This window comes from Sulfitobacter sediminilitoris, from assembly GCF_010667575.1.
Classification (GTDB): Bacteria; Pseudomonadota; Alphaproteobacteria; order Rhodobacterales; family Rhodobacteraceae; genus Sulfitobacter; species Sulfitobacter sediminilitoris.
In genome coordinates, this window is the sequence record NZ_JAABNT010000009.1 from 62,248 (window position 1) to 82,527 (window position 20,280).

The 20,280-nt window shown below is 57.2% G+C and carries 21 protein-coding genes; 7 read left to right on the plus strand and 14 right to left on the minus strand.

The genetic code is table 11. From position 1 onward, the window contains the following. Positions 1-126: 126 nt before the first annotated feature. The 3 genes from GV827_RS14585 to GV827_RS14595 all read left to right on the plus strand — a co-directional run bounded on the left by GV827_RS14585 (position 127) and on the right by GV827_RS14595 (position 3,518). Positions 127-1,269, plus strand: coding sequence for a site-2 protease family protein (locus GV827_RS14585; RefSeq protein WP_164354549.1), 1,143 nt, complete (start codon positions 127-129; stop codon positions 1,267-1,269). Between the two features lie 3 nt (positions 1,270-1,272). Next, on the plus strand, positions 1,273-1,851 hold the full coding sequence (locus tag GV827_RS14590; protein ID WP_164354550.1) for an NAD(P)H-dependent oxidoreductase: 579 nt from the start codon (positions 1,273-1,275) through the stop codon (positions 1,849-1,851). 116 nt (positions 1,852-1,967) lie between these two features. Continuing rightward, positions 1,968-3,518: a PAS domain S-box protein gene (locus tag GV827_RS14595; RefSeq protein WP_164354551.1), complete on the plus strand. Its 1,551-nt coding sequence runs from the start codon at positions 1,968-1,970 to the stop codon at positions 3,516-3,518. Here the strand turns inward: GV827_RS14595 and GV827_RS14600 are convergent. Beyond that, positions 3,485-4,258 (minus strand): response regulator, encoded by a 774-nt coding sequence (locus GV827_RS14600; RefSeq protein ID WP_164354552.1) that lies wholly within the window; start codon positions 4,256-4,258, stop codon positions 3,485-3,487. The two genes, GV827_RS14595 and GV827_RS14600, sit on opposite strands and share 34 nt — an antisense overlap. A gap of 168 nt (positions 4,259-4,426) precedes the next feature. On the opposite strand from GV827_RS14600, the gene GV827_RS14605 reads away from it, so the two are divergent. Next, the gene (locus GV827_RS14605; protein WP_164354553.1) at positions 4,427-5,104 is read left to right on the plus strand and encodes a helix-turn-helix domain-containing protein; all 678 of its coding nucleotides are present in this window, start codon (positions 4,427-4,429) and stop codon (positions 5,102-5,104) included. A gap of 28 nt (positions 5,105-5,132) precedes the next feature. Here GV827_RS14605 and GV827_RS14610 read toward each other — a convergent pair whose 3' ends face one another. Together GV827_RS14610 and GV827_RS14615 are read right to left on the minus strand one after the other, a co-directional pair. Beyond that, complete coding sequence (locus GV827_RS14610) at positions 5,133-5,564, minus strand: DUF2267 domain-containing protein (protein ID WP_164354554.1); 432 nt, start codon at positions 5,562-5,564, stop codon at positions 5,133-5,135. A gap of 23 nt (positions 5,565-5,587) precedes the next feature. After that, positions 5,588-6,769: an EI24 domain-containing protein gene (locus GV827_RS14615; RefSeq protein WP_164354555.1), complete on the minus strand. Its 1,182-nt coding sequence runs from the start codon at positions 6,767-6,769 to the stop codon at positions 5,588-5,590. Between the two features lie 192 nt (positions 6,770-6,961). On the opposite strand from GV827_RS14615, the gene GV827_RS14620 reads away from it, so the two are divergent. After that, on the plus strand, positions 6,962-7,801 hold the full coding sequence (locus tag GV827_RS14620) for a universal stress protein (protein WP_164354556.1): 840 nt from the start codon (positions 6,962-6,964) through the stop codon (positions 7,799-7,801). On the opposite strand, the gene GV827_RS14625 is transcribed toward GV827_RS14620, so the two are convergent. Then, a complete protein-coding gene (locus GV827_RS14625; RefSeq protein ID WP_164354557.1) occupies positions 7,791-8,501 on the minus strand; it encodes an endonuclease/exonuclease/phosphatase family protein in 711 nt (236 codons plus the stop codon). The two genes, GV827_RS14620 and GV827_RS14625, sit on opposite strands and share 11 nt — an antisense overlap. 86 nt (positions 8,502-8,587) lie before the next feature. On the opposite strand from GV827_RS14625, the gene GV827_RS14630 reads away from it, so the two are divergent. Next, positions 8,588-9,211 (plus strand): hypothetical protein, encoded by a 624-nt coding sequence (locus GV827_RS14630; protein WP_164354558.1) that lies wholly within the window; start codon positions 8,588-8,590, stop codon positions 9,209-9,211. A 7-nt stretch (positions 9,212-9,218) separates the two neighbouring features. Here GV827_RS14630 and GV827_RS14635 read toward each other — a convergent pair whose 3' ends face one another. Next, positions 9,219-9,518, minus strand: a complete 300-nt coding sequence (locus GV827_RS14635; protein ID WP_164354559.1) for a chaperone modulator CbpM — start codon at positions 9,516-9,518, stop codon at positions 9,219-9,221. A 4-nt stretch (positions 9,519-9,522) separates the two neighbouring features. Beyond that, on the minus strand, positions 9,523-10,509 hold the full coding sequence (locus GV827_RS14640) for a DnaJ C-terminal domain-containing protein (RefSeq protein ID WP_235930371.1): 987 nt from the start codon (positions 10,507-10,509) through the stop codon (positions 9,523-9,525). Between the two features lie 112 nt (positions 10,510-10,621). Here GV827_RS14640 and GV827_RS14645 point away from each other — a divergent pair, with 112 nt between their 5' ends. Next, complete coding sequence (locus GV827_RS14645; protein ID WP_164354561.1) at positions 10,622-11,467, plus strand: universal stress protein; 846 nt, start codon at positions 10,622-10,624, stop codon at positions 11,465-11,467. A gap of 34 nt (positions 11,468-11,501) precedes the next feature. Here GV827_RS14645 and GV827_RS14650 read toward each other — a convergent pair whose 3' ends face one another. The 8 genes from GV827_RS14650 to edd all read right to left on the minus strand — a co-directional run bounded on the left by GV827_RS14650 (position 11,502) and on the right by edd (position 20,194). Beyond that, complete coding sequence (locus GV827_RS14650; RefSeq protein ID WP_164354562.1) at positions 11,502-12,122, minus strand: ABC-type transport auxiliary lipoprotein family protein; 621 nt, start codon at positions 12,120-12,122, stop codon at positions 11,502-11,504. Between the two features lies 1 nt (position 12,123). Continuing rightward, on the minus strand, positions 12,124-13,839 hold the full coding sequence (locus GV827_RS14655; RefSeq protein ID WP_164354563.1) for an MCE family protein: 1,716 nt from the start codon (positions 13,837-13,839) through the stop codon (positions 12,124-12,126). Then, the gene (locus GV827_RS14660) at positions 13,839-14,633 is read right to left on the minus strand and encodes an ABC transporter ATP-binding protein (protein ID WP_164354564.1); all 795 of its coding nucleotides are present in this window, start codon (positions 14,631-14,633) and stop codon (positions 13,839-13,841) included. Before GV827_RS14660 ends, GV827_RS14655 begins: the two co-directional genes overlap by 1 nt. Further along, a complete protein-coding gene (locus GV827_RS14665; RefSeq protein ID WP_328823158.1) occupies positions 14,633-15,766 on the minus strand; it encodes an ABC transporter permease in 1,134 nt (377 codons plus the stop codon). The genes GV827_RS14660 and GV827_RS14665 overlap by 1 nt, the downstream gene beginning before the upstream one ends. A gap of 131 nt (positions 15,767-15,897) precedes the next feature. Next, positions 15,898-16,755, minus strand: coding sequence for a GNAT family N-acetyltransferase (locus GV827_RS14670; protein WP_164354565.1), 858 nt, complete (start codon positions 16,753-16,755; stop codon positions 15,898-15,900). A gap of 1 nt (position 16,756) precedes the next feature. Further along, the gene (locus GV827_RS14675) at positions 16,757-17,521 is read right to left on the minus strand and encodes a polysaccharide deacetylase family protein (protein ID WP_164354566.1); all 765 of its coding nucleotides are present in this window, start codon (positions 17,519-17,521) and stop codon (positions 16,757-16,759) included. A 213-nt stretch (positions 17,522-17,734) separates the two neighbouring features. Beyond that, a complete protein-coding gene (gene eda / locus GV827_RS14680; protein WP_164354567.1) occupies positions 17,735-18,376 on the minus strand; it encodes a bifunctional 4-hydroxy-2-oxoglutarate aldolase/2-dehydro-3-deoxy-phosphogluconate aldolase in 642 nt (213 codons plus the stop codon). A gap of 9 nt (positions 18,377-18,385) precedes the next feature. Then, the gene (gene edd, locus GV827_RS14685; protein ID WP_164354568.1) at positions 18,386-20,194 is read right to left on the minus strand and encodes a phosphogluconate dehydratase; all 1,809 of its coding nucleotides are present in this window, start codon (positions 20,192-20,194) and stop codon (positions 18,386-18,388) included. Positions 20,195-20,280: the final 86 nt, after the last annotated feature.

Below are 20,280 nucleotides of genomic sequence, written 5' to 3' on the forward strand. Positions count from 1 at the left end.
CCATAGGGCTTTTCCATTGATATTTGTCAACGCGAAACCTGCTTTTGGATTGTTCGTCCGGTTTTTGAGACAGATCAATTCGGCAACTTCTGTGCGCTTTAGAGTGAAAAGAAAAAAGGCTGCATGATGTTCTCAAACTCAGTTAAGATCTTCTCTTTTGCCGGCTTTGACATCAAATTGGACCCAAGCTGGCTTTTGATTGCCGCGCTGATCACCTGGAGCCTTGCGCAACAGTATTTCCCTTCAACCATGCCCGGCCTCAGCCAGCAAACCTATCTGCTGATGGGCGTCTTTGCGATGCTGTGCTTCTTCGCCTCGCTCTTGTTGCATGAGATGTCTCATTCAGTCGTGGCGCGGCATTTTGGGATTGAGATCAAGGGTATCACCCTGTTTCTTTTCGGCGGCGTGGCAGAGCTGGAGGCAGAACCGAAATCAGCCGAAGTTGAATTGCTGGTAGCAATTGCAGGACCGCTGATGAGTCTCCTGCTATCACTCGGTTTTTGGATCTTGGCAGGGGTATCGACCCTGGCCATTGGCTCATCACCACTGACCGAGGTCCTGTCCTACCTGTCGATGATCAATCTTGTGCTGGCCCTGTTCAATCTCGTGCCCGCCTTTCCGCTTGACGGTGGCCGTGTGTTGCGCGCGTGGCTGTGGCATCGCCACGGGGATATTCTGCGTGCCACGGAAACAGCGGCAAAATCAGGTACCATCTTTGCCATGGTGCTGATGTTCTTTGGCGTTTTGGCGCTTTTCCAAGGCATCATTGCTGCGGGCATATGGCAGATCATGATCGGTTTGTTCATCTTGGCGGCTGCGCGCTCAAGCTACCAGCATCAGCTCGCACAGAGCGTGTTCGCAAACAAATCAGTGCGTGAACTTATGGTCGCGGATCCGGTTGTCGTCTCGCCGGGCATGACGCTCTCCGCCTTCGTCAATACGGTGATGCTACAAAAGCATGTGCAGTTTGTTCCAGTTGTCGAAGACGGCGCGCTGCTTGGGCACATGGACGCGGGCGTCCTCGCTTCCATCGACCGCGAAAATTGGGCCAACACGCAAGTCGGGGATGTGTTTGCCGGGCTTGAAAACGCCTCGATGGTGTCGCCGGACATGGCTGCTCAGGATTTGATGTCACATATCTCCAAGACCGGAAGACGCAAGTTTTTGGTCGTGGATGATCACAAGCTGTTAGGCGTCATCACCTTGGCTGACCTCACAGACTATCTACGGATGGCCGATATTCTGCGTCACCCGCAAACCAATGGGTGAGCCATGAAGAATATCGTGATCATCCTGGGACATCCTGACGCCGCCGGCGGCCATTATTGTCACGCTGTTGCCGAGGCTTACCGCGTTGCCGCAGCGCAGGCAGGGCACATGATCACGGTCTTGGATGTTGCCCGGTCAGAAGTGACTTTCCTGCGTACCAAGGAAGAATGGGAAAGCAACACGGTCCCTGACTACGTCCGCGACGCCCAGACCGCGATCAAGGATGCGGATCATATCGTGATGATCTATCCGCTGTGGATGGGCGATGTGCCTGCCCTGCTGAAAGCATGGATAGAACAGGTCTTTCGCAAAGGCTTTGCCTTCGAAATGGACGGTCAAAACTGGCATGGCGCGCTAAAGGGTAAATCAGCGCGGGTTATTGTGACCATGGGCATGCCGGGATTTTTCTATCGCTGGTTCTTCTTCGCTCACTCCCTGCGAAGTCTTGACCGCAACATACTGAAATTCTGCGGCATCAGACCCGTGCGCTGGAGCATTGTCGGCAACGTCGAAGACCCAAGCGGCAAGGTACAGAAGAAGTTTCTTGAAACAGCAGGCCTGCTTGGGAGCAAGGGAATGTAGCAATGGTTGTGCGTCGGCACGCAGAATGGTCTCAACTGGCTCATGCTAAGCACTGCACTTCGCCCTTGCCGAAGACCCCCTCAATTTGGCAGGCTGACCTGAAAGTCGGAGGGGGCATGGAACCAGAAATACAAAACAGCGCCCTGCTTGACGCCATTCTCGAAGCTGCGGTGGATGCAATCATAGTTGCGGATAAGCACGGCGTGATTCAACGGGCAAACGGTGCTGCCTTTGCACTGTTTGGATACCCTGCTGAGGAAATGCTTGGCCAGAATGTGAAGTCGCTGATGCCCATGGACATGGCTGCCCAGCATGACGGGTTCATGCAGCACTACATGGAAACCGGCGAAAAGCGGATCATCGGGATCGGTCGCGACGTCGAAGGCCTACGCAGGAACGGTGCCGTCTTTCCGCTAAATCTGTCAGTCGGCCATTCTCGGATCGACGAACAAGACATGTTCGTCGGCATCCTGCATGATCTGACGCAGCGCAAAGCAACTGAAGATGCGCTGGCCCGTTCTCAACGACTTGAGGCCATTGGCCAGATGACCGGCGGCATCGCGCATGATTTCAACAATCTTCTGACAGTCGTTATCGGCAATCTCGAACTGATGGAGATGCGCAGCACCGATAGCCGTCAGTTAAGCCTGTTGCGCGACGCCCTCGATGCAGCAGAGCTTGGGGCCGAATTGACATCGCGGCTGCTGGTCTTTGCCAGAAAGAGCAATCTGAAGCCTGTCAGAACCAACTTGGGCAAACTGTGCGAGAAGACGCTGGCCATCATTCGCCGCACGGTCGGGTCCGCCATCACGATAACAGCAGAATGTGATCCTAACGTTGATCCGGTTCTTATTGATCCGTCAGAGCTGCAATCTGCCCTGATGAACCTTGCTCTTAATGCCCGCGACGCCATGGGCAAGGGAGGCGATTTGTTGATATCGGTCTCTAATGTCGCGATCGACGATACATACATCGCGCAGGAAACCGATATTGCGCCGGGCAAGTATGTGCGCCTTTCTGTCAGCGACGATGGCGCGGGAATGAACGAAGAAGCCCAAAAACGCGCCTTTGAGCCATTCTTTACAACCAAGTCCGAAAGCTCTGGCACCGGTCTGGGACTTGCTATGGTCTACGGGTTTGTCAAACAATCAGGCGGCCATATCACACTTTACAGTGAGCCCGGTCTGGGCACCAGTTTCGGCCTCTATTTCCCCGCGATCACGTCAGATAGGTCGGAAGAAAAATCAGATCAGGCTTCTGTATCTGAAAGTGGTTATCTTCCTACACAAGAAAAAACCATCCTTGTCGTCGAAGACAACGAAAAGGTCAGAAGGCTCTCTCTGGAACGTATGCGCAATCTTGGTTTTAGGGTGTTGGAAGCCGAAAATGGCGATGCTGCATATGCCATGCTCAAGAATGGCGCTGAGGTCGATCTTGTCTTTTCGGACCTAGTAATGCCCGGCGATCTGAACGGTTATGATCTTGCAGCCAAAATCAACGCTGAATTCCCAAAGGTCAAAGTACTTTTGACTTCTGGCTATGTAAGTGACGTCATTACACGCGGTATGGCACATTCAAAACCATATGATATCCTTCACAAGCCTTACCGTCAGCCTGATCTGGCCCACCGGATTCAGGCGCTCTTGGCCGAGGTCGACGACGACTGAACCTCTTTGACATCGCAGGCAAAGGTATACCCGACCCCGCGGACGGTCTTGATAAGTTTAGGATCGGACGGATCCCGCTCGATCTTTTTGCGCAAGCGGGCTATCTGATTGTCGACTGTGCGGTCCATCGGGCTCCAGCCCTGCCCGCCAATCAAATCCATCAACTGATCCCGCGAAAGGACGCGTTTGGGGCGCTCCATAAAGACGGAGAGCAATTTGAAATCTCCGCTGGTCAGCCCGCATTCCTTTCCGTCGCGGTCCATCAGTTCCATCCGATCCGGTACAGCGACCATACCATCGAAGCTGAACTTAGGACTTTCGTCTGTCCGCTCGGCTATATCTCCAGATCTTGAGGAAATGGTTTTCCCGCCCGCCTCACCCGTGCGGCGCAACACGCTGCGGATCCGTGCGACGACCTCGCGAATGTGGAAGGGTTTGGTGATATAATCATCCGCGCCAACCTCAAGCCCGACAACGCGATCAATGACATCATCCTTGCCGGTTACCATGATAATCGGAACGGCAGATTTCTGCCGAATCTGTCGTGCGATTTCCACACCACTTTCAGAACCAAGCTGAATATCGAGCGTAATGAGACTGACATTTGTCTGATCCAGCGCCTCAAAAACGCCCTCGGAGCAGTCGGATTCAATAACCTCGAACCCTTCTTCCTCCATCACATTACGGAGTAGCTTTCGGATTTTCGGGTCGTCTTCGACGACTAGAATGCTTTGTTTCATTGGTCAAAACTGCAATTTTCTACATCGGTGCCTCACCGACAGATCAGGCCTTACCCGCGATTTGTAACGTGGCGCATACAAACTGATACAAAACTTCTTACGTTAAGAAGTACGCTGGTTACACAGCGTGTTCAAGTTCCCCCGATACAACCAATGGGGGTCTGCACTATGTACGTCACAATTCCATCCGATATTACGCGCCATCGTCCTGTCAGCCCGATCACAACGACGGCACCCAAGAGCCACGAGACTCATTTGAAAGCTGAGTCCTATCTCTATTTCGAAGGTGATCCGGTCGACTGGCTTTATCAGGTCAAGACCGGCGTGCTGCGCCTGACACGCCTTTTGGAAGATGGTCGTCGTCAGGTCATCGCCTTTGGCTATCCCGGAGATATTGTTGGGTTTCCCTCTGGCGGCCTGCATCATACGGATTGCGACGTATTGGTCGATGCCACGCTTCAGCCCTACCGTCGCTCTGCGCTTGAATCAGGCGAAGGCGATCCAGCGCTACATTCCGCACTGCTTCAGGCCGCACTAAGCGAAATCAGCGCGATGCAGGATCACTTCATGATGCTGGGCCGCAAGTCCGCAGTTGAAAAGATGGCCTCATTCCTTTGTGTTCTGGCTGACAGGGTCGGCGAAGACCAAGGCGATCAGCGCAGGATCGACCTGCCGATGCGGCGTGGGGACATCGCCGATTTCCTTGGCCTAACCACTGAGACCGTGAGCAGAACGCTGACCCAGTTGCGCAAAAGCGGTGTCATCGCCGTCCAGAACATCCACACTGTCGCTGTACTGCGCCCCGAGGCCCTGCTTCATCTTTCGCGGGGCAGTCACGACAATTGAGACACGTTACTCAAGACTTGCCCCCTGTTCAGGGGGCAGGCCAAAGGCTTCGAATGCCTTCGGGCAGGCTCGCACGCACATCCTTGATTTCGCCTGCGCTCAATCGGTTATTAAGCATTTCGAAAACATAACGGATGTCTTCAGCGCCGCGATACTCAGGTGTTTTACCCAACCCTTCTTCAATTGCAGCAACAAATGCGGCGGTACTGCGCTCTCTAACCGGCGTACGCTTGGGCACCCAACCTTCAAAGAAAATGCCCCGGATCAAGAGTGGAAGCTGAGCGGATAGCTGAGCCAGTTCATCTGGCAACAGGTGGTCGCGCACGTTGTGCAGGGTGACCCGCATCATCCGCAGCGCACTGCGCTTTGACGACCAATCCAGCCGCTCAGAAAGTTCATTCACCCATTCGTGGGCTACCTGTTCAGCACGGTCGATGACTTGCAGGCCCTGGTCAGACATGGCGTTTCTCCTGTAGATTTGTTTCAGTCTTTGATCGGTTTCATATCGACGTCGAGGACCACATCAGGTGAGCCCAGCAACGACTGGAAGATCGCGTTCGTCATCGCCCCCATTCCCAGCAGGACCAGCGTATAGTTCGCCACCCAACCGACGAAGGGAATGAAGTTGAGCAAGGCCACGAGTGTGATGGCCCCAGCAAACACCAGCAGACGCACGACTGCCCCGGGATCCTTCGTACCGCCCAATCCGGCAAAGACCCACATCGCGATGCTATAGGCCCCCAGCGCGTAGGCGAGCGTCCAGAACAACACGATGGCAAGAATTGCGATCGGAACAAAAGGCAGTCCGACAATGGTCATCGCCGTGATCGGCACCATACCGAACAGCAGCGCAAGACCAACAATGCCCAGCACGATGGATTTGCCCGGCGCCTTTGCAACGCTGCTGCGCATCCGTTCAAGCCTGTGGGGCATGAACGTCAGCATTAACGCACCAAGCACCACAAAGAACAGCAGTGACACGATAAAACCAAAGAACATGGAGGCGAATGTTGGCAGGACCGGCATCTCCTTGCGCACGTCTTCCCATTCGTCCCAGGCATCTCCAAGATCCAGCTTCTCAAAGATCACGCGATCGTCGGGTGCAACGCGTTCAGGGACGGAAATCTTTTCCTCGGTGCTGTAGGTCAGGATGCCGTCGATCACAGCCTCGGACCCGAACGACAAGGAATTCGCTGTGATGCGGACATCACCCTTTATAGGCGCGTTCACAATGACATCCATGCCCATTGCAGCAAGCGAACCCAGAATAGGGCCCTCAATTGTGATCGTATTCCCAATCAGGCGCGCGTTGCCCATTGTTTCGGATGCAGGATCAGTCCGCAGCGAAAAACCTGCAGCGGTAAGATCCTCTGAAACCTTGCCACGGACGACAACCGTGCCGCCCACGGCATAAAGATCCTGAGCAGTATCCGCATTGATCGTAATATCAAATCCCGTGACATGCAGATCACCTTGGGAAACACCTCCCGTGACTATCCTGCGACCAGAGACAAAGGCATCGCCTGTGCTATCCAATGACTGGGTTATCGTGCCACCTGACAGATAAGTATCCCCGCCATGAACCAAACTTACGTTTTCCGACAAAGCGACAGTGGCGAGCAATGCCATGAAAATGCTGGCAAAACAGGTGCGGAAACAGGGCATGACGTGCTCCTTTTTAAGAGGAAGGTTTGATTGGGTACTACACCCCGTTCGGCGGATGGGATTGATCCGGATCAATCCCTAAATCGGCTGTTTTGCTAGTTTCGTCTGTGGCAGGGCTCCGATTGTCGGTGTCTTGCTGAAATAAATTCGCGGGGCGTGACGCTCTGCCCTGAAGTCAAAAGGATGAACACCATGGGCCTCAAGACGATCCTTGTCTGCCTCACCACGCCAGATCACGCCGATACCCTGATGAATGTCGCGGTCCCATTGGCACGTCGGCACAATGCCCATTTGATTGGTTTGCATACAGTTGAGGCGCTTGTTGTCTATCCCGGCATCGCAATGCACATTCCTGATCCGGCGTTCGCCGCTTTCAACGAAAGCCAGAAAGAGGAAAGCGCGAAGATCAAGAATACCTTTGAGAAAAATACGCAGAATGAAGATTTTCAGAGTGAATATCGCCTGGTCCGCGCCGAGGCCGTTTCAGCGAACGAACGGATGGTCGAAAGCGCGCGCGCCGCTGACATCGTCATCATGGCGCATGAAGACAAGGCCGCCGACCGCTATGATCAGCGCAACGCGCAGGTGCAGGTGATCCGCGAAAGCGGCAGGCCGGTGATTGTTGTGCCCCTTGGCTATGACGGACCCGAAGTCGGCGCGAATATCGTGGTGGGCTGGAGCGACACCCGCGAGGCAGCGCGCGCGGCACACGACATGCTGAACATCGCACGGAATGATGCAGAGGTGACCGTGCTGCGGGTTGGGGAAGGCCCCAAAAACGCTCTTAAGGACGTGGATGCAATCGACGTCGCAGAGACGCTCGCGCGGCATGGGCTAAAGACAACGTTGCAGCACCGAGAAGCATCGAGCAAAGGGATCGCCGACGTTCTAAACTCGGTCGCTTTTGAGAACGGCGCTGATTTGATCGTAACCGGCGCCTTTGGACATTCCAAAGCCTATGACTTTGTGATCGGGGCGACCACCTATGCGTTGCTAAAGGACGCGAAGCTGCCGGTCCTGTTCAGCAAGTAGAAAGCTCAGCAGGAACCAGAATGTCAGACCAGATCGGAAGGTGATCTGAGGCCATCTTGGCGATATCCCCTTCTTCTACGCCGCCGTCGCGAAGTTCGAGGCCATGGCTTAATGCGAAACGATCCAGTGCCGCCAGCGGTCGGCGTGCGTGAAAAGATCGGCCCGGCGCGTATGTCGTGAACCGATCCTTCAGTGGTTCAAGACCTTTTGTGTTGGACCACTCGTTGAAATCGCCTGCGATCACAGTGTTTTCAGTCTGGGAAGTTGCGCCGCTCAGGGTCTCCAACTGCGCGCGTCGGTCGCGACGCATAAGACCCAGATGGGTGGCAATAACGCACAGACCATTTCCCACATCCAGATCAACAAGAACCGCGCCGCGCGGTTCGGTTCCGGGCAGATCGATATGCTGGACACCGCGCAGCCCTATGCCACCACGGACCAGAACAGCGTTGCCATGCCATCCCAGACTGACCCCATTCTTTGCAAGGTCCAGAACTGAGAAGTCCGTCTCAGACGCGATCATCTCGCGAGGCAGCGCCGGTTTTCTGACGCCAAGGCGCTTGTCCGCCTCTTGCAACAGTACGATGTCCGCATCGAGCCGGTTGATGACGTCCAGCGTACGCTCAGGATTGCGTTTTTGATCAAGCCCGCGGGCCTTGCGGATGTTATAGCTGGCAATACGTATTTGGGTGCTGCGCATATTTACCATATATGTTCAGGTAGGAACAAATTAAACATCAGGACCGTCGCAAAGTGCTCAGCCGGCTCAAGGAAAACAATCCGATCATGTTGACCATCTGGGCAATGCTGCTTCTGGGCACGCTTGTCTCGCTGGGATTTGGCCGCTGGTCCATGGCATTCGTCAGTTTTTCCACGCTCGCGCTGGCCTTGGTGCCCCCGATCCTTGCATCGCGCTGGTCGCTCACCCTACCCATGCCGTTCCTGCTGGCCACGACGCTTTTCGTATTCGCGTCGATCTTCCTGGGCGAAGCGCTCGATTTCTATGAAAGGCTGTGGTGGTGGGATCTGTTCCTGCATGGCTTCTCGGCTGTGGGCTTTGGGCTGATCGGGTTTCTCTTTGTCTTTATGCTGTTCGAGGGTGACCGTTTCGCGGCCCCACCTTCCGCAATTGCTTTCATCACCTTCTGCCTTGCGGTCACCGTCGGTGCGATCTGGGAAATCTTCGAATACGTGATGGACATGACCTTTGGCCTGACCATGCAAAAATCGGGCCTGGATGACACCATGGGCGATTTGATGATTGACGCTGCGGGCAGCTTGTTTGCATGCGTCACCGGATACATCTATCTCAAGCGCGACTCTGCCGGGCCGATAGGCCATGCCCTGTCGCAATTCATCGCGCTGAACCGCAGGCTTTATCAGAAATCCAAGAACCGTCTGAAGCGCTAGACAAGGGTCAAACGGGTTCGTAGCGGGACAATCTGCGCCGTATCTCGTCGCGTTCCTCCAGCAGTTCGATGACCATCGCCACGCCTGCCGCGTTGATGCCAAGGTCACGGTTCAGCCTGCGGGCTTTCTTGGCCCTCACGATGTTCGCCCCGCGAAAGCGCCAGCTTTCGACATGCGTGCCTTTCGGCTCCAACACACCATATTCGACCAGCTCTATCACCCAGTCTTCATCCGCATGGCAGAAGCGGCACAGATCCTGCAGGCTCAGGGCATCGACGATCTCGCTTTGATGGGTTGCGCGTTTCATGGGTTTATCCTCCAAGATTGGCACGTGGATCGAAAGGCATCGCCTTGGCCATGTCTTCAAAAAAGCGGCGGCCTTCGTCCGTGGTGACGTTGGGATTCACGATTTTCAGGGTAGCATAAATATCGCCTGGCGGCTTGCCCGGCAGGCCTTTGCCCTTTAGGCGCATCTTCTGGCCACTCCGCGCGTTCTTGGGAATGCGCAGCTCAACCTTGCCTGCGGGCGTTGGCATGACAACGTGCCCGCCCAGTGCGGCCTCCCAGGGCGCAATTGGCAGATCAAGGTGTAGATCCCGACCTGAGGCACGATAAACAGGGTGCGCGGCAAAGCTGATCTCAAGAAAGAGATCACCGGCGGAGCCACCCCCCAAGGACGGCGTCCCCTGTCCGGCAAGCCGGATGTGCTGGCCTTCCTGAACGCCCTTGGGAATGTGTACCGCGATATTGCGGTCTTTGACGGTCACGGTGCCATCAGGGTTCACCACCGGTGCACGAATTCTGAGCGTCCTGCTTGCTCCGCGGTAGGCGTCTTCGATCGAAATCTCGACCTTTGCGTGGGTATCCGCGCCGCGCCCTGCGCCCATGCCACCCCTGCTGGCGCGGGCATCGCCACGGCGGAAAAGCGACTCGAAAAAATCGCTGAAAACGGAGTCATCCTCTGGTGCCGCACCCGTAAATTCAAAGCCACCGTCCCAGCCCGGCGGAGGCTGGAAACCGGCGCCGCCCGCACCGGGCGGTGGAGTCTTGCCTAGCTGATCGTAAGCCGCCCTTCTCTCCGGGTCTTTCAGCACTTCGTATGCCTCGTTCACGTCCTTGAACTTGACCTCAGCATCGGCGTCGGTGTTCACGTCGGGATGGTACTTCCGTGCACCCTTGCGAAAGGCCTTCTTGATCTCATCGGCACTGGCATCGCGTTTGACACCGAGAATTTCGTAGTAGTCTTTGAATTCCATCGCATATGTTTCCAAAATCTTGGCTCGGAAATGAAATGCCATAGAAAGGGTGGCAAAAATTGATCTTAGTCAGTTTACGTCGCTGAAAAACCTGTCACTTGTTGTGCAACCGGGCATGCAAAAGGCGCGCCTGTACCTTGAATGGAGAACAACCATGAGCAATCTAACATCGCTGTTCCTGATGAACGCTGACACGCCCGATGAGACGATCCGCGAGATGGCTGAGGCCGCGGCGTCAACCCATACGCACCTGAGTTGCCAATTGCTGGGGCCAGCGCCTGCTTTGCCGATGTATGCTTACGGCGTCCCCCCCTATGGCGGGATGAACATTCCTGACAATTGGGCCGAGCTGGTCGAGGAAGCGCACCAGAAACACCGCGCCCGCGCTGAAGAGATCGAGACGTTTCTGGCCGACGCCAATGCACCCGGCGACGTACAGCCGGTACTTTGCGTACCTGCCGAGATGAAAAGGCAGGTGGCACGGCGGGCCCGGGTCTGCGACATAGCTTATCTGGCCGACAATCTGCGCGGCACCCCGGACATTTTTCGCGAGGCCGCAAATGGTGTGCTTTTCCATTCGCCTATCGGACTGATGCTGAACCGTTCCCCGATGGCACCGGCTGAACGGATCTTTGTCGCTTGGGACAGCAGCGAGGCTGCAGCAAAGGCCGTGCATGTTGGACTGCCGCAACTCAAAGCAGCCAAGGAAGTCACGATCGGTTGTTTCGATCCGGTCATGACCGAGGAAATGCAAGGCGTGGACCCCGGCACGGATGTGGCGGCATGGCTCAGCCATCATGGCTGTCACGTGACGCTTTCGCAGTTCCCTAGTGGCGGGCGCGAGATTGGCAAATGCATTCAGGACCGCGCCAAGGAAACAGGTGCCGATCTGGTGATCATGGGATCATATGGCCATGCCCGGCTGATCGAGACCGTCTTTGGCGGTACCACCCACACAATGATCGAACAAACGGATATGCCGATCCTTCTAGCGCATTAAAGTCTGAGGGCGCGCCGGCCAACGCACAGTATTCTCAGGCGCGCCCGGCCGCCCAATTTGCCATTTCAGGCAGTAGGACATCCAATACACTTTGGAATGCAGTGACGATGGCCGTGGGGCTGTCGTCCACCGCAACGGCGGCCTGTGCAAAGCTGCGCGTGCCAGTCACCCGCTGTGTGCGATCATCCAGCAAAGTGAGCGCGACATCCACCACCACCTCAAAACTGCCCTCGCCCAATACGCGGACTTCAAAAGCATCCATCCGCACCAGCAGCGCGGTATTGGCAATCGGCCCGCCTTCGCTGCGCCCGACATAGCCCAGCCGCCCGGTACCCGAGATGCTGCGCACCAGCAGGGACTGAAATACGGCGGGCAACTCATCGCTCCACCGTGCATCCGGCAGATAGGTGACCGACGTGGCATCGGGTTTTACCATGATCCTGTCTGTTCCAATCGCCGCAGAGGCTTCGGGGCGGGCAACCAGAAGCGTTCGGCTGCTGCGCCGCCCACCGGTCGCACCGACAGCAGGTGCCAGGTCATAGGTATCAAGCGGTTGCGCTGCTGAATTCAGCGCCGCAACAGCGCTGCATCCGCCCAGTGCCGTCATCGCGCCAAGCATTGCCAGCCTGCGGGTCAGTTTGATCTGTTGCGTCATGTCATCTCCGATAGTCCGGCACACGGTCATCCAGTATGAAGCGCGCCGGATCACGTTCAATCCGCCTTACAAGAGAGTTGAGCGAATTGACAAGGTTGCGCGCCTCCGCGCCAAAGCGGGTCAGTTCCGGCAGGCCGGTGTTCGTGAAATCGCGAATGCCCGGCGTGCTGGACGCAACTGTACGCTGCACCTGTGCCACAAGGTTATCGGCGCGGGTAATGAGACTGCGCAGCTCTTCGGCAATGGCAGGCACATCGCGGGTCACATCCTCGACCGCGACACTGATCCTGTCGGACGCAACGCGTATGTCCTCAAGCACCGGACCCAGATCGGTTTTCATCACACCAGTTGCCGCATCAAACGCGGATTCGGCTGCGGTAATTGCCCCCTCCGCCCCGGTGAGGGTGGAATCGATGGTATCAAGCGTGGTGATGGACCTGTCGAACAAGGCGCTTGCCGATGTCAGCGCCTCCTTGGCGTCTTCCGCCAGAGGCTCGAACTGACCGGTCAACCCTGTCAGATCGCTTGCAACCCGCTCCACTGCGGCGGAGCCTGCCGCGATTGCTTCGCGGATGTCCGTCACGGTCGCTTCAAGATCGTCTAGGACGACACGCTCAATGGTCGCAATCGCCGATTTTGTATCCGCCACGACCTCCCGCGCTTCTGCCACCAGCAAGGTTCCGTCGCCATCAACCAACAGATCGAAACTGTCCGAAGCATCCGTCACAGCAAGAAAGGCAGTATTGGCGTTCTCCAGCGTCGTTTCCAATTCGGTCAGTCGCCCGTTCAGCAATGCCGCCGTGTCGGCGAAACTGTCGATTGTCGTACCTGTGCGATCCTGCAAATCAGCAATTGCGCCATCGGTGCGGGAAACGACATCACGGACCTCTGCCAAGATACCTGGCAGATCTTCCCGCATCATCTTTTCAGCCTGAATAAATGCGGCCTTGGCGCTATCAATTGCTTCGGTCGACGTTGAAAGCACGGAATCCGCGGTCTCAAAAGCTGATTGCGCCGAAATCAACGCCGCATCCGCGTTCTCAAGCGTGGTCGTAACCGTCTCGCCTATGCTGTCCAGCCGGTTGGTGAAAAGCGTGATTTGCGCCGTGGCCTCGCTGACCGTGCCTGTTATCTCGGAAAAATCGTTCAGCGCCTGATCCAGCCTGTCGGACGACGTATCAAGGTTTTGCAGAATGTTGCGCACATAGGTCTGGTTTTCAGGACCGGTCAGGGCCCGAAACTGTTCAAGCAGTTTGGTCGCCTCTGCCAGCAGATCCGGCGCGTCCTCCACAAGGGTTTGCACCGTTGACCGACGCGAAGGAATGATTGGCAGATCTCCTTCCGTTGCAACCAACGGGGCCGCCCCCGGCGCACCGCCCGCAAGCGAGATATACGAGACACCTGTCACGCCTTGAGATTGTAATTGTGCAACGGTGTTCGACCGAATGGGCGTGGTCGAGTCAACCTCGATCGTGGTGAAGACCTTCGACGGATCTTTGTCATAGATGCTGAGCCCGATGACCTTGCCCACCGAAATTCCGTTGAACAATACGTCCCCCGATGGATCAAGGCCGGACACATCCTCGAACAGGATGCCGTAAGTTGCGTATTGACGATTGATCTGGACGCTGGCCAGCCAAATGAAAAAGGCCAGCGTGCCAAGGATTGCCAAGAGGGTGAAAACACCGATCAGGATATAGTTCGCGCGGGTCTCCATCAGGCGGCACCTTTCGGCCGAGAAGACTCGATTGCCGCACGCGCACGAGGTCCGTGGAAATATTCACGCACCCAAGGGTGTTCGACTTCGAGCATCTCTTGCATCGTCCCCACTGCCAGCACCTTTTTATCCGCCAGAACCGCCACGCGGTCACAGTTTGCGTGCAGGCTGTCAAGGTCATGCGTGACAAAGAAAACCGTAAGACCAAGTGCTGCCTGAAGCTGTTTGATCAGAATATCAAAAGCTGCTGCGCCGATGGGATCAAGCCCCGCCGTCGGCTCATCCAGAAAGACGATCTCGGGATCAAGCGCAATCGCCCGGGCGAAACCGGCACGTTTGCGCATGCCGCCTGACAGTTCGGATGGGAATTTGGTCATCGCGTTCTCGGGCAGGCCTACCATACGCACCTTGATGCCTGCCAGCGTCTTGCGCAGATCATCGTCCAGCTTCAGCTGTTCGCGCATGGGCGCTTCGACATTCTGCCGCACGGTCAGCGATGAAAACAATGCACCATCCTGAAACATCACGCCCCAGCGGCGGCGCAACTGGCGGTATTCCTCTTCAGGTGTGTCGCGCACGCTTTGCCCGAAAACCTCGATATGCCCGGCGTTCGGCTTCAACAGACCGACAATCGCGCGCAGCAGCACGGATTTTCCGGTGCCCGACCCGCCAACAACGCCAATGATCTCTCCGCGCCGAACGTCCAGATCCAGACCGTCATGGACGGTGTGCGTGCCGAACCGCGTTACCAGCCCGCGTACCCGGATTATATGATCGTCGTCCGTGTCTTCCATCAGACCCCCAAGATCGCAAAGAAGATTGAGAACAAGGCGTCAACCACAATAACCATGAAAATCGACAACACGACAGAGGTCGAGGTCAACCTGCCCAAGGATTCTGCATCGCCACCGACTTTCATGCCTTCATAGCACCCGATGATGCCGATAATCAGCGCAAAGAAGGGCGCTTTGATCATGCCAACACTAAAATGCCATACATCGGTATTCGAGACGAGCCGCGACTGGAACACCGCCGGAGAGACACCCAGTTCGATCCACGACATCAGCGCGCCGCCGAGAAGACCGGACAGGTTCGCGATGAAGCCAAGCGCAGGCAGCATCAGGATCAGCGCCAGCACGCGCGGAACCACAAGGATCGTGACCGGCTCAAGACCCAGCGTGCGCATGGCGTCGATTTCCTCACGCATCTTCATGGACCCGATGGCAGCGGTAAAGGCGGATCCTGAACGGCCCGCGACGATGATCGCGGTCAGCAGGATACCCAGCTCGCGCAGGATCGAGATGGCGATCAGGTCAACGACAAACACCTCTGCTCCGAACTGGCGCAACTGGGCGGAGCCCTGAAAGGCGAGCACTACGCCGATCAGAAAAGACATCAAGAAGACGATCGGAATGGCGTTGATCCCGATCTCCTGGCAGTGATGCACCATCGAGGTCAGGCGCAGTCTGCGCGGGTGGATCAGTATTCCCCCGATCGTGGCAATGACCTGACCCAGAAAGGACGTCAGTTCAATGGCGGTCTTTGTCCCCCTGACCACCATCTGTCCGTAGTCTTCCAGCCGGTCAATCGGTGTCTTTGTCTCGCGCAATGGTTTCTCATCGGGTGGCATGTTCTGACGAATGGTTTCGATCAGTTGTTCCTGCGCCTCCGATGCGCCCCTGATCGCGACCTCAGCCGCGTGCGCTGCAACAGACTTCTGGATATCGACCAACAACCACGCACCAGCGGTGTCCATCCGCGTCAGCGCCTCGATATTGATCTCGGTGATACCTTGCGCCATTTTCATCACGGCAGCCCGGTCTACATCGCCAACGGCCTCGATTTGCAGCTCACCACTTAACAGCAAACGACTGCCCTCAAGGGACAGCGTGACCTTGGCAGTGCTGATCTGTGATGCGGCCTTCACGTTGATCTACATTCCTGAGCGGTACATCGCTTCGCAACCTTAGAGTAGTCGCGCGTCACGCTCCACAGGGCCTTTGTTAGATGTCCCATGCTATTGCCTGTCCTCTTATGCCACTTGGATGCCGCACATTGTCAGTGGATCTTGATGTTGAGCAAAACGCATTCGGAATAAAGCATGTCGATTTCAGACGGGTGCAGCAGGCCCGGCTGGCAATAGCGCGGCGTGGCGAAGGGGCGCACTTCGTCAGGTATTATCCCCTCAGCCGCAAACCGCCGATCCAGTGACAAGATTGCGTCTCTTTCAGGCAGGACCGCCGCAGCGATCTGCGGTGCGTATTGCGCAAAGAGCGGTTGATTGCCGAGGTACATGATTTCATGCGTCACCCAGTCCCCATGCTTGTTTTGTGGATAAAGCACCATTGCCACCGGCCCGTCAGGTGTCTCAACCGCAAGATGGCGCAGCTTGAGCCCCTGATGATCACCGATGATCTTGCGATCTTTCGCAGGCAACCTGTCGCCAAGCGACAGCGGGTCGTCATGGACGATGAGCCCCGATGGCGTGACGCGCGGATGCCATACCAGCCGCTCTTTATCGAGCACTGTCAGGCCGGCGCTGACCAAGACGCTGACGGCTGCCTTGGCGGAAGAAAAGTTCGTAACCGTGACAGTCGGATCAGACGTCGCCAGTGCGAGCATCTTCTGCCCAATCCCCTGCCCGCGATACTCCTTGAGGATATACCACGAGGTCATGTCCGCAGTGGTCCGCAGCCCGCCGCTTGTCATGCGGTCGGCATAGACCAGCCCCAGCACGCCCACCAGCTTGCCATCATCCCGAACGGAAATCGCATAGCGCCCGTCAGGCCCGCACCAGCGCCCCGCCAGCAATCGACGCCAGCCATCGATATCCCATTTCGCCTTGTGGAAGACGACGTTCATGAACTGCGCGATTTCCTCACGCTCTTCGGGGCCAGCGTAGGCGATATTGACCATGTCAGGACATCCTCAGCAGGGGTTTCAGCGCGATCCACTCCGCACGCTGTTTGTGTGCAAGGCGCTCTCCAAGTGCATCGCAGAAATCCCAAACCTCGTCCGGCGTTTGCAGATGGTGCGTCACCAGCCCCGTTGGCTCGTCCTTTTCAGCGATCCCGGTGCGGCGTTCTTTCAGATGGGTCACACATTGCGCGAGGGTTTTCTCAACCCCTGCGAATATCGCGTCAGGACGCCAGCGGAGCGGTTCGATGTGCCCATTGAAGTGCTGAAGGTCCGGATAGGGTGCCGGGTTGACCCGACGCTCAAAGCCGGACAATGCCGCAAAGCCCCAGGACGCCAGATGGGGCACGACCTGATCGCCGATGCGGTTCCACGGCGGGACCATGATGGGCAGCATGTTCGGCAAGCCCGCAGACGCCATCCGCTGCCAGCCTTCGCGAAGGTCCGCTTCCTGCAACGCCAAATCGCGTGTTTTACCGACTTCCGACGCACGTTCGCCCTTGGGCTCGTGGTTTTTGTGCGCAAACCCGTGCTGCATCGCATACACATGTGGAGCGGCCTTCAGCCGGTCTGCAAGTCCGGGATCAATGTCTGCGGGGATGACCGCCAGATGCAACGGGGCATCGTACTTCGCACTCAGCGTGATCAGACGATCCAGCTCAGGTGTGGGAGCCTCCGTATCGTCGTCACGCCACCAGAAGGTGGGGCGTTCGCCCGCTGCTTTCCACTGGTCCAGTTCTGCGTCCAAATCTTCCCATGTGGTCACGCGAGAGACTCCATTCTGGCTGTTTGCCAGCCGTCTGGCCAGCTTCATCGTTACTCGGATACACCACCGGGCTGGCCTGTAAAACCAACATTGCATAACAGGTCGACCGCGCCGTCGACTGCCAAAGAGGTACAAACAGATTTCAATGACTTCTCACATACTTCGAAGAAATCTCATTGATGAAAATCAAAGGCAGTCAGTGACCAAATTGTGCTAGCGGCCCAGTTGTGCCGCCGCAGCAGCCAGCGCTTCGATCTCATCCCATTTGCCATCTGCAACCAGATCATCCGGAGCGACCCAGCTGCCGCCCGCGCAGATCACATTTGGTAGCGCCAGGTAGCTGGACGCATTCTCCGGCTTGATCCCGCCAGTCGGGCAAAAGGTGATCTGTGGCAGCGGACCGCCGATCCCCTTGAGCGCTGCCACGCCGCCGGAGGCTTCAGCCGGGAAAAATTTCAGCACATCGTAGCCACGCGCCAAGAGGCGCATCGCCTCTGATGCTGTCGCAGCGCCCGGCAACATTGGCAATCCAGCTTCTTCTGCCGCGTCCAGAAGGGCGTCCGTGGCACCGGGCGACACGCCAAAGGTGGCACCCGCGGCCTTTGCGGCATGAAGATCCTCCGGCGTGACCAGCGTCCCTGCCCCGACATGGCCTCCTTCAACCGTGGCCATCTCTGCAATCACATCAAGTGCCGCATCGGTGCGCAACGTTACCTCCAACACCGGCAGCCCACCGTTGATCAGCGCCTGCGCCAAGGGGCGGGCATGCGCCACGTCCCTCACCACCAGTACCGGAATGATCGGAGCAAGGGCGCACAGGCGGCGCACCGCGGCGGATCGGGTGGATGTGCTCATCATATTCTCCTACCAGCCAAAGACGGCAGCGCCATTGTCTGCCGCGCCGACAGCCGCACGGAAAGGTGCGAAAAGCTCTCTTCCCGTTCCATGCTCGTTGTCGCTCAGATCAGCGGTCGCCGAGGCACGCTCCATCACGCCCTCCGTCAGGATATCCAGCCTGCCCGTGGTCGCATCAAGCCGCACCATATCGCCGTCCTGAACATAGGCGATCGGACCCCCGTCCAGAGCCTCGGGACAGACGTGTATCGCGGCAGGCACCTTGCCGGATGCGCCGGACATGCGCCCGTCGGTCACCAGCGCCACCTTCTGCCCCCGACCCTGCAGGATCGCCAGCATCGGCGTGAGACTGTGCAATTCCGGCATGCCGTTTGCCTTGGGCCCTTGGAACCGGACAACGACGATCACGTCACCGGTCAACTCACCAGCCTTGAAGGCCGCTTTCGCATCTTCCTGAGAATGAAAGACCCGCGCAGGCGCTTCGATGATGTGAAATTCCGGTGCCACCGCAGAGACTTTGATCACCCCGGTGCCCAGGGACCCTTTCAGACGCTTGAGCCCGCCAGACTTCTGGAAAGGCTCCGACAGCGGGCTGAGGATTTTCGGGTTCAGACTTTGCGCTGTGCCGGGCCGCCAGGTCAGCTCCCCATTCTGCAAGAACGGCTCTTGCGTGTAGTGCTCAAGCCCCTCTCCCGCGACGGTCTTGGTGTCGGGGTGCAACAGCCCCCCGTTCAGCAACTGCCCGATGAGGTAGCTTAGCCCCCCTGCCGCGTGAAAATGGTTCACGTCGGCCAATCCGTTCGGGTAGACCCGCGCCAGCAGCGGCACCAGATCGGACACATCAGAGAAATCTTCAGGTGTCAGGATGATCCCACCGGCACGCGCCATCGCAACCAGATGGATCAGCAGGTTGGTTGATCCCCCCGTTGCCATCAGTCCGACCATGCCATTCACGAATGCTTTTTCGTCAAGGATGTCACAGACCGGCGTGTAGCTGTTGCCCAGCGCCGACAATGACAAGGCACGACGTGCGGCTTCGGCAGTCAGCGCCTCGCGCATCTCCGTGTTTGGGGTGACGAAACTGGACCCCGGCAGGTGCAGGCCCATGAATTCCATCAGCATCTGGTTCGTATTGGCCGTCCCAAAGAACGTGCATGTGCCCGGCCCGTGGTACGCGGCCATCTCCGCTGCCATGAGCTTGTCGCGGCCCACTTCGCCTGCGGCGAATTGCTGTCTGATCTTGGCTTTTTCGTCATTCTCCAGACCGCTGGTCATCGGCCCGGCGGGCACGAAAACAGCAGGCAAATGGCCAAAAGTCTGCGCACCGATCACAAGGCCCGGCACGATCTTGTCACAGACGCCGAGAAAGACAGCCGCATCAAAGACATTGTGACTGAGGGCGACACCTGCGGCCATCGCAATCACATCGCGCGAGAACAGGCTCAGTTCCATACCGGCTTCGCCTTGCGTGACGCCGTCGCACATCGCGGGCACACCGCCTGCAACCTGTGCGGTGCCGCCAACGCTCCGCGCCGCTTTGCGCAGCACCTCGGGGAACCGCTCAAACGGCTGGTGGGCCGACAACATGTCGTTGTAGGCGGTCACGATGCCAAGATTGCCATTTGACCCCGTGGCCAGTGTGTCCTGATCCGGACCGGCAGCGGCATAAGCATGCGCCTGCCCGCTGCAGGAAAGATGCGCCCGGGAGGGCCCCTTGCTTTGCGCGGCGCGCATTCGGCTGAGGTAGGTTGATCGGCTTTCTGAACTGCGCTCTATCACGCGGTTGGTGATGTCCTGCAATTTGGAATGAACGGCCATGCGTCTCTCCGATTGTTAGCGCTAACGGACCCTGTTTATAGTTTCATTACTTGTTTTGCAACACTGCAAGAGACCCGTAGCACTGG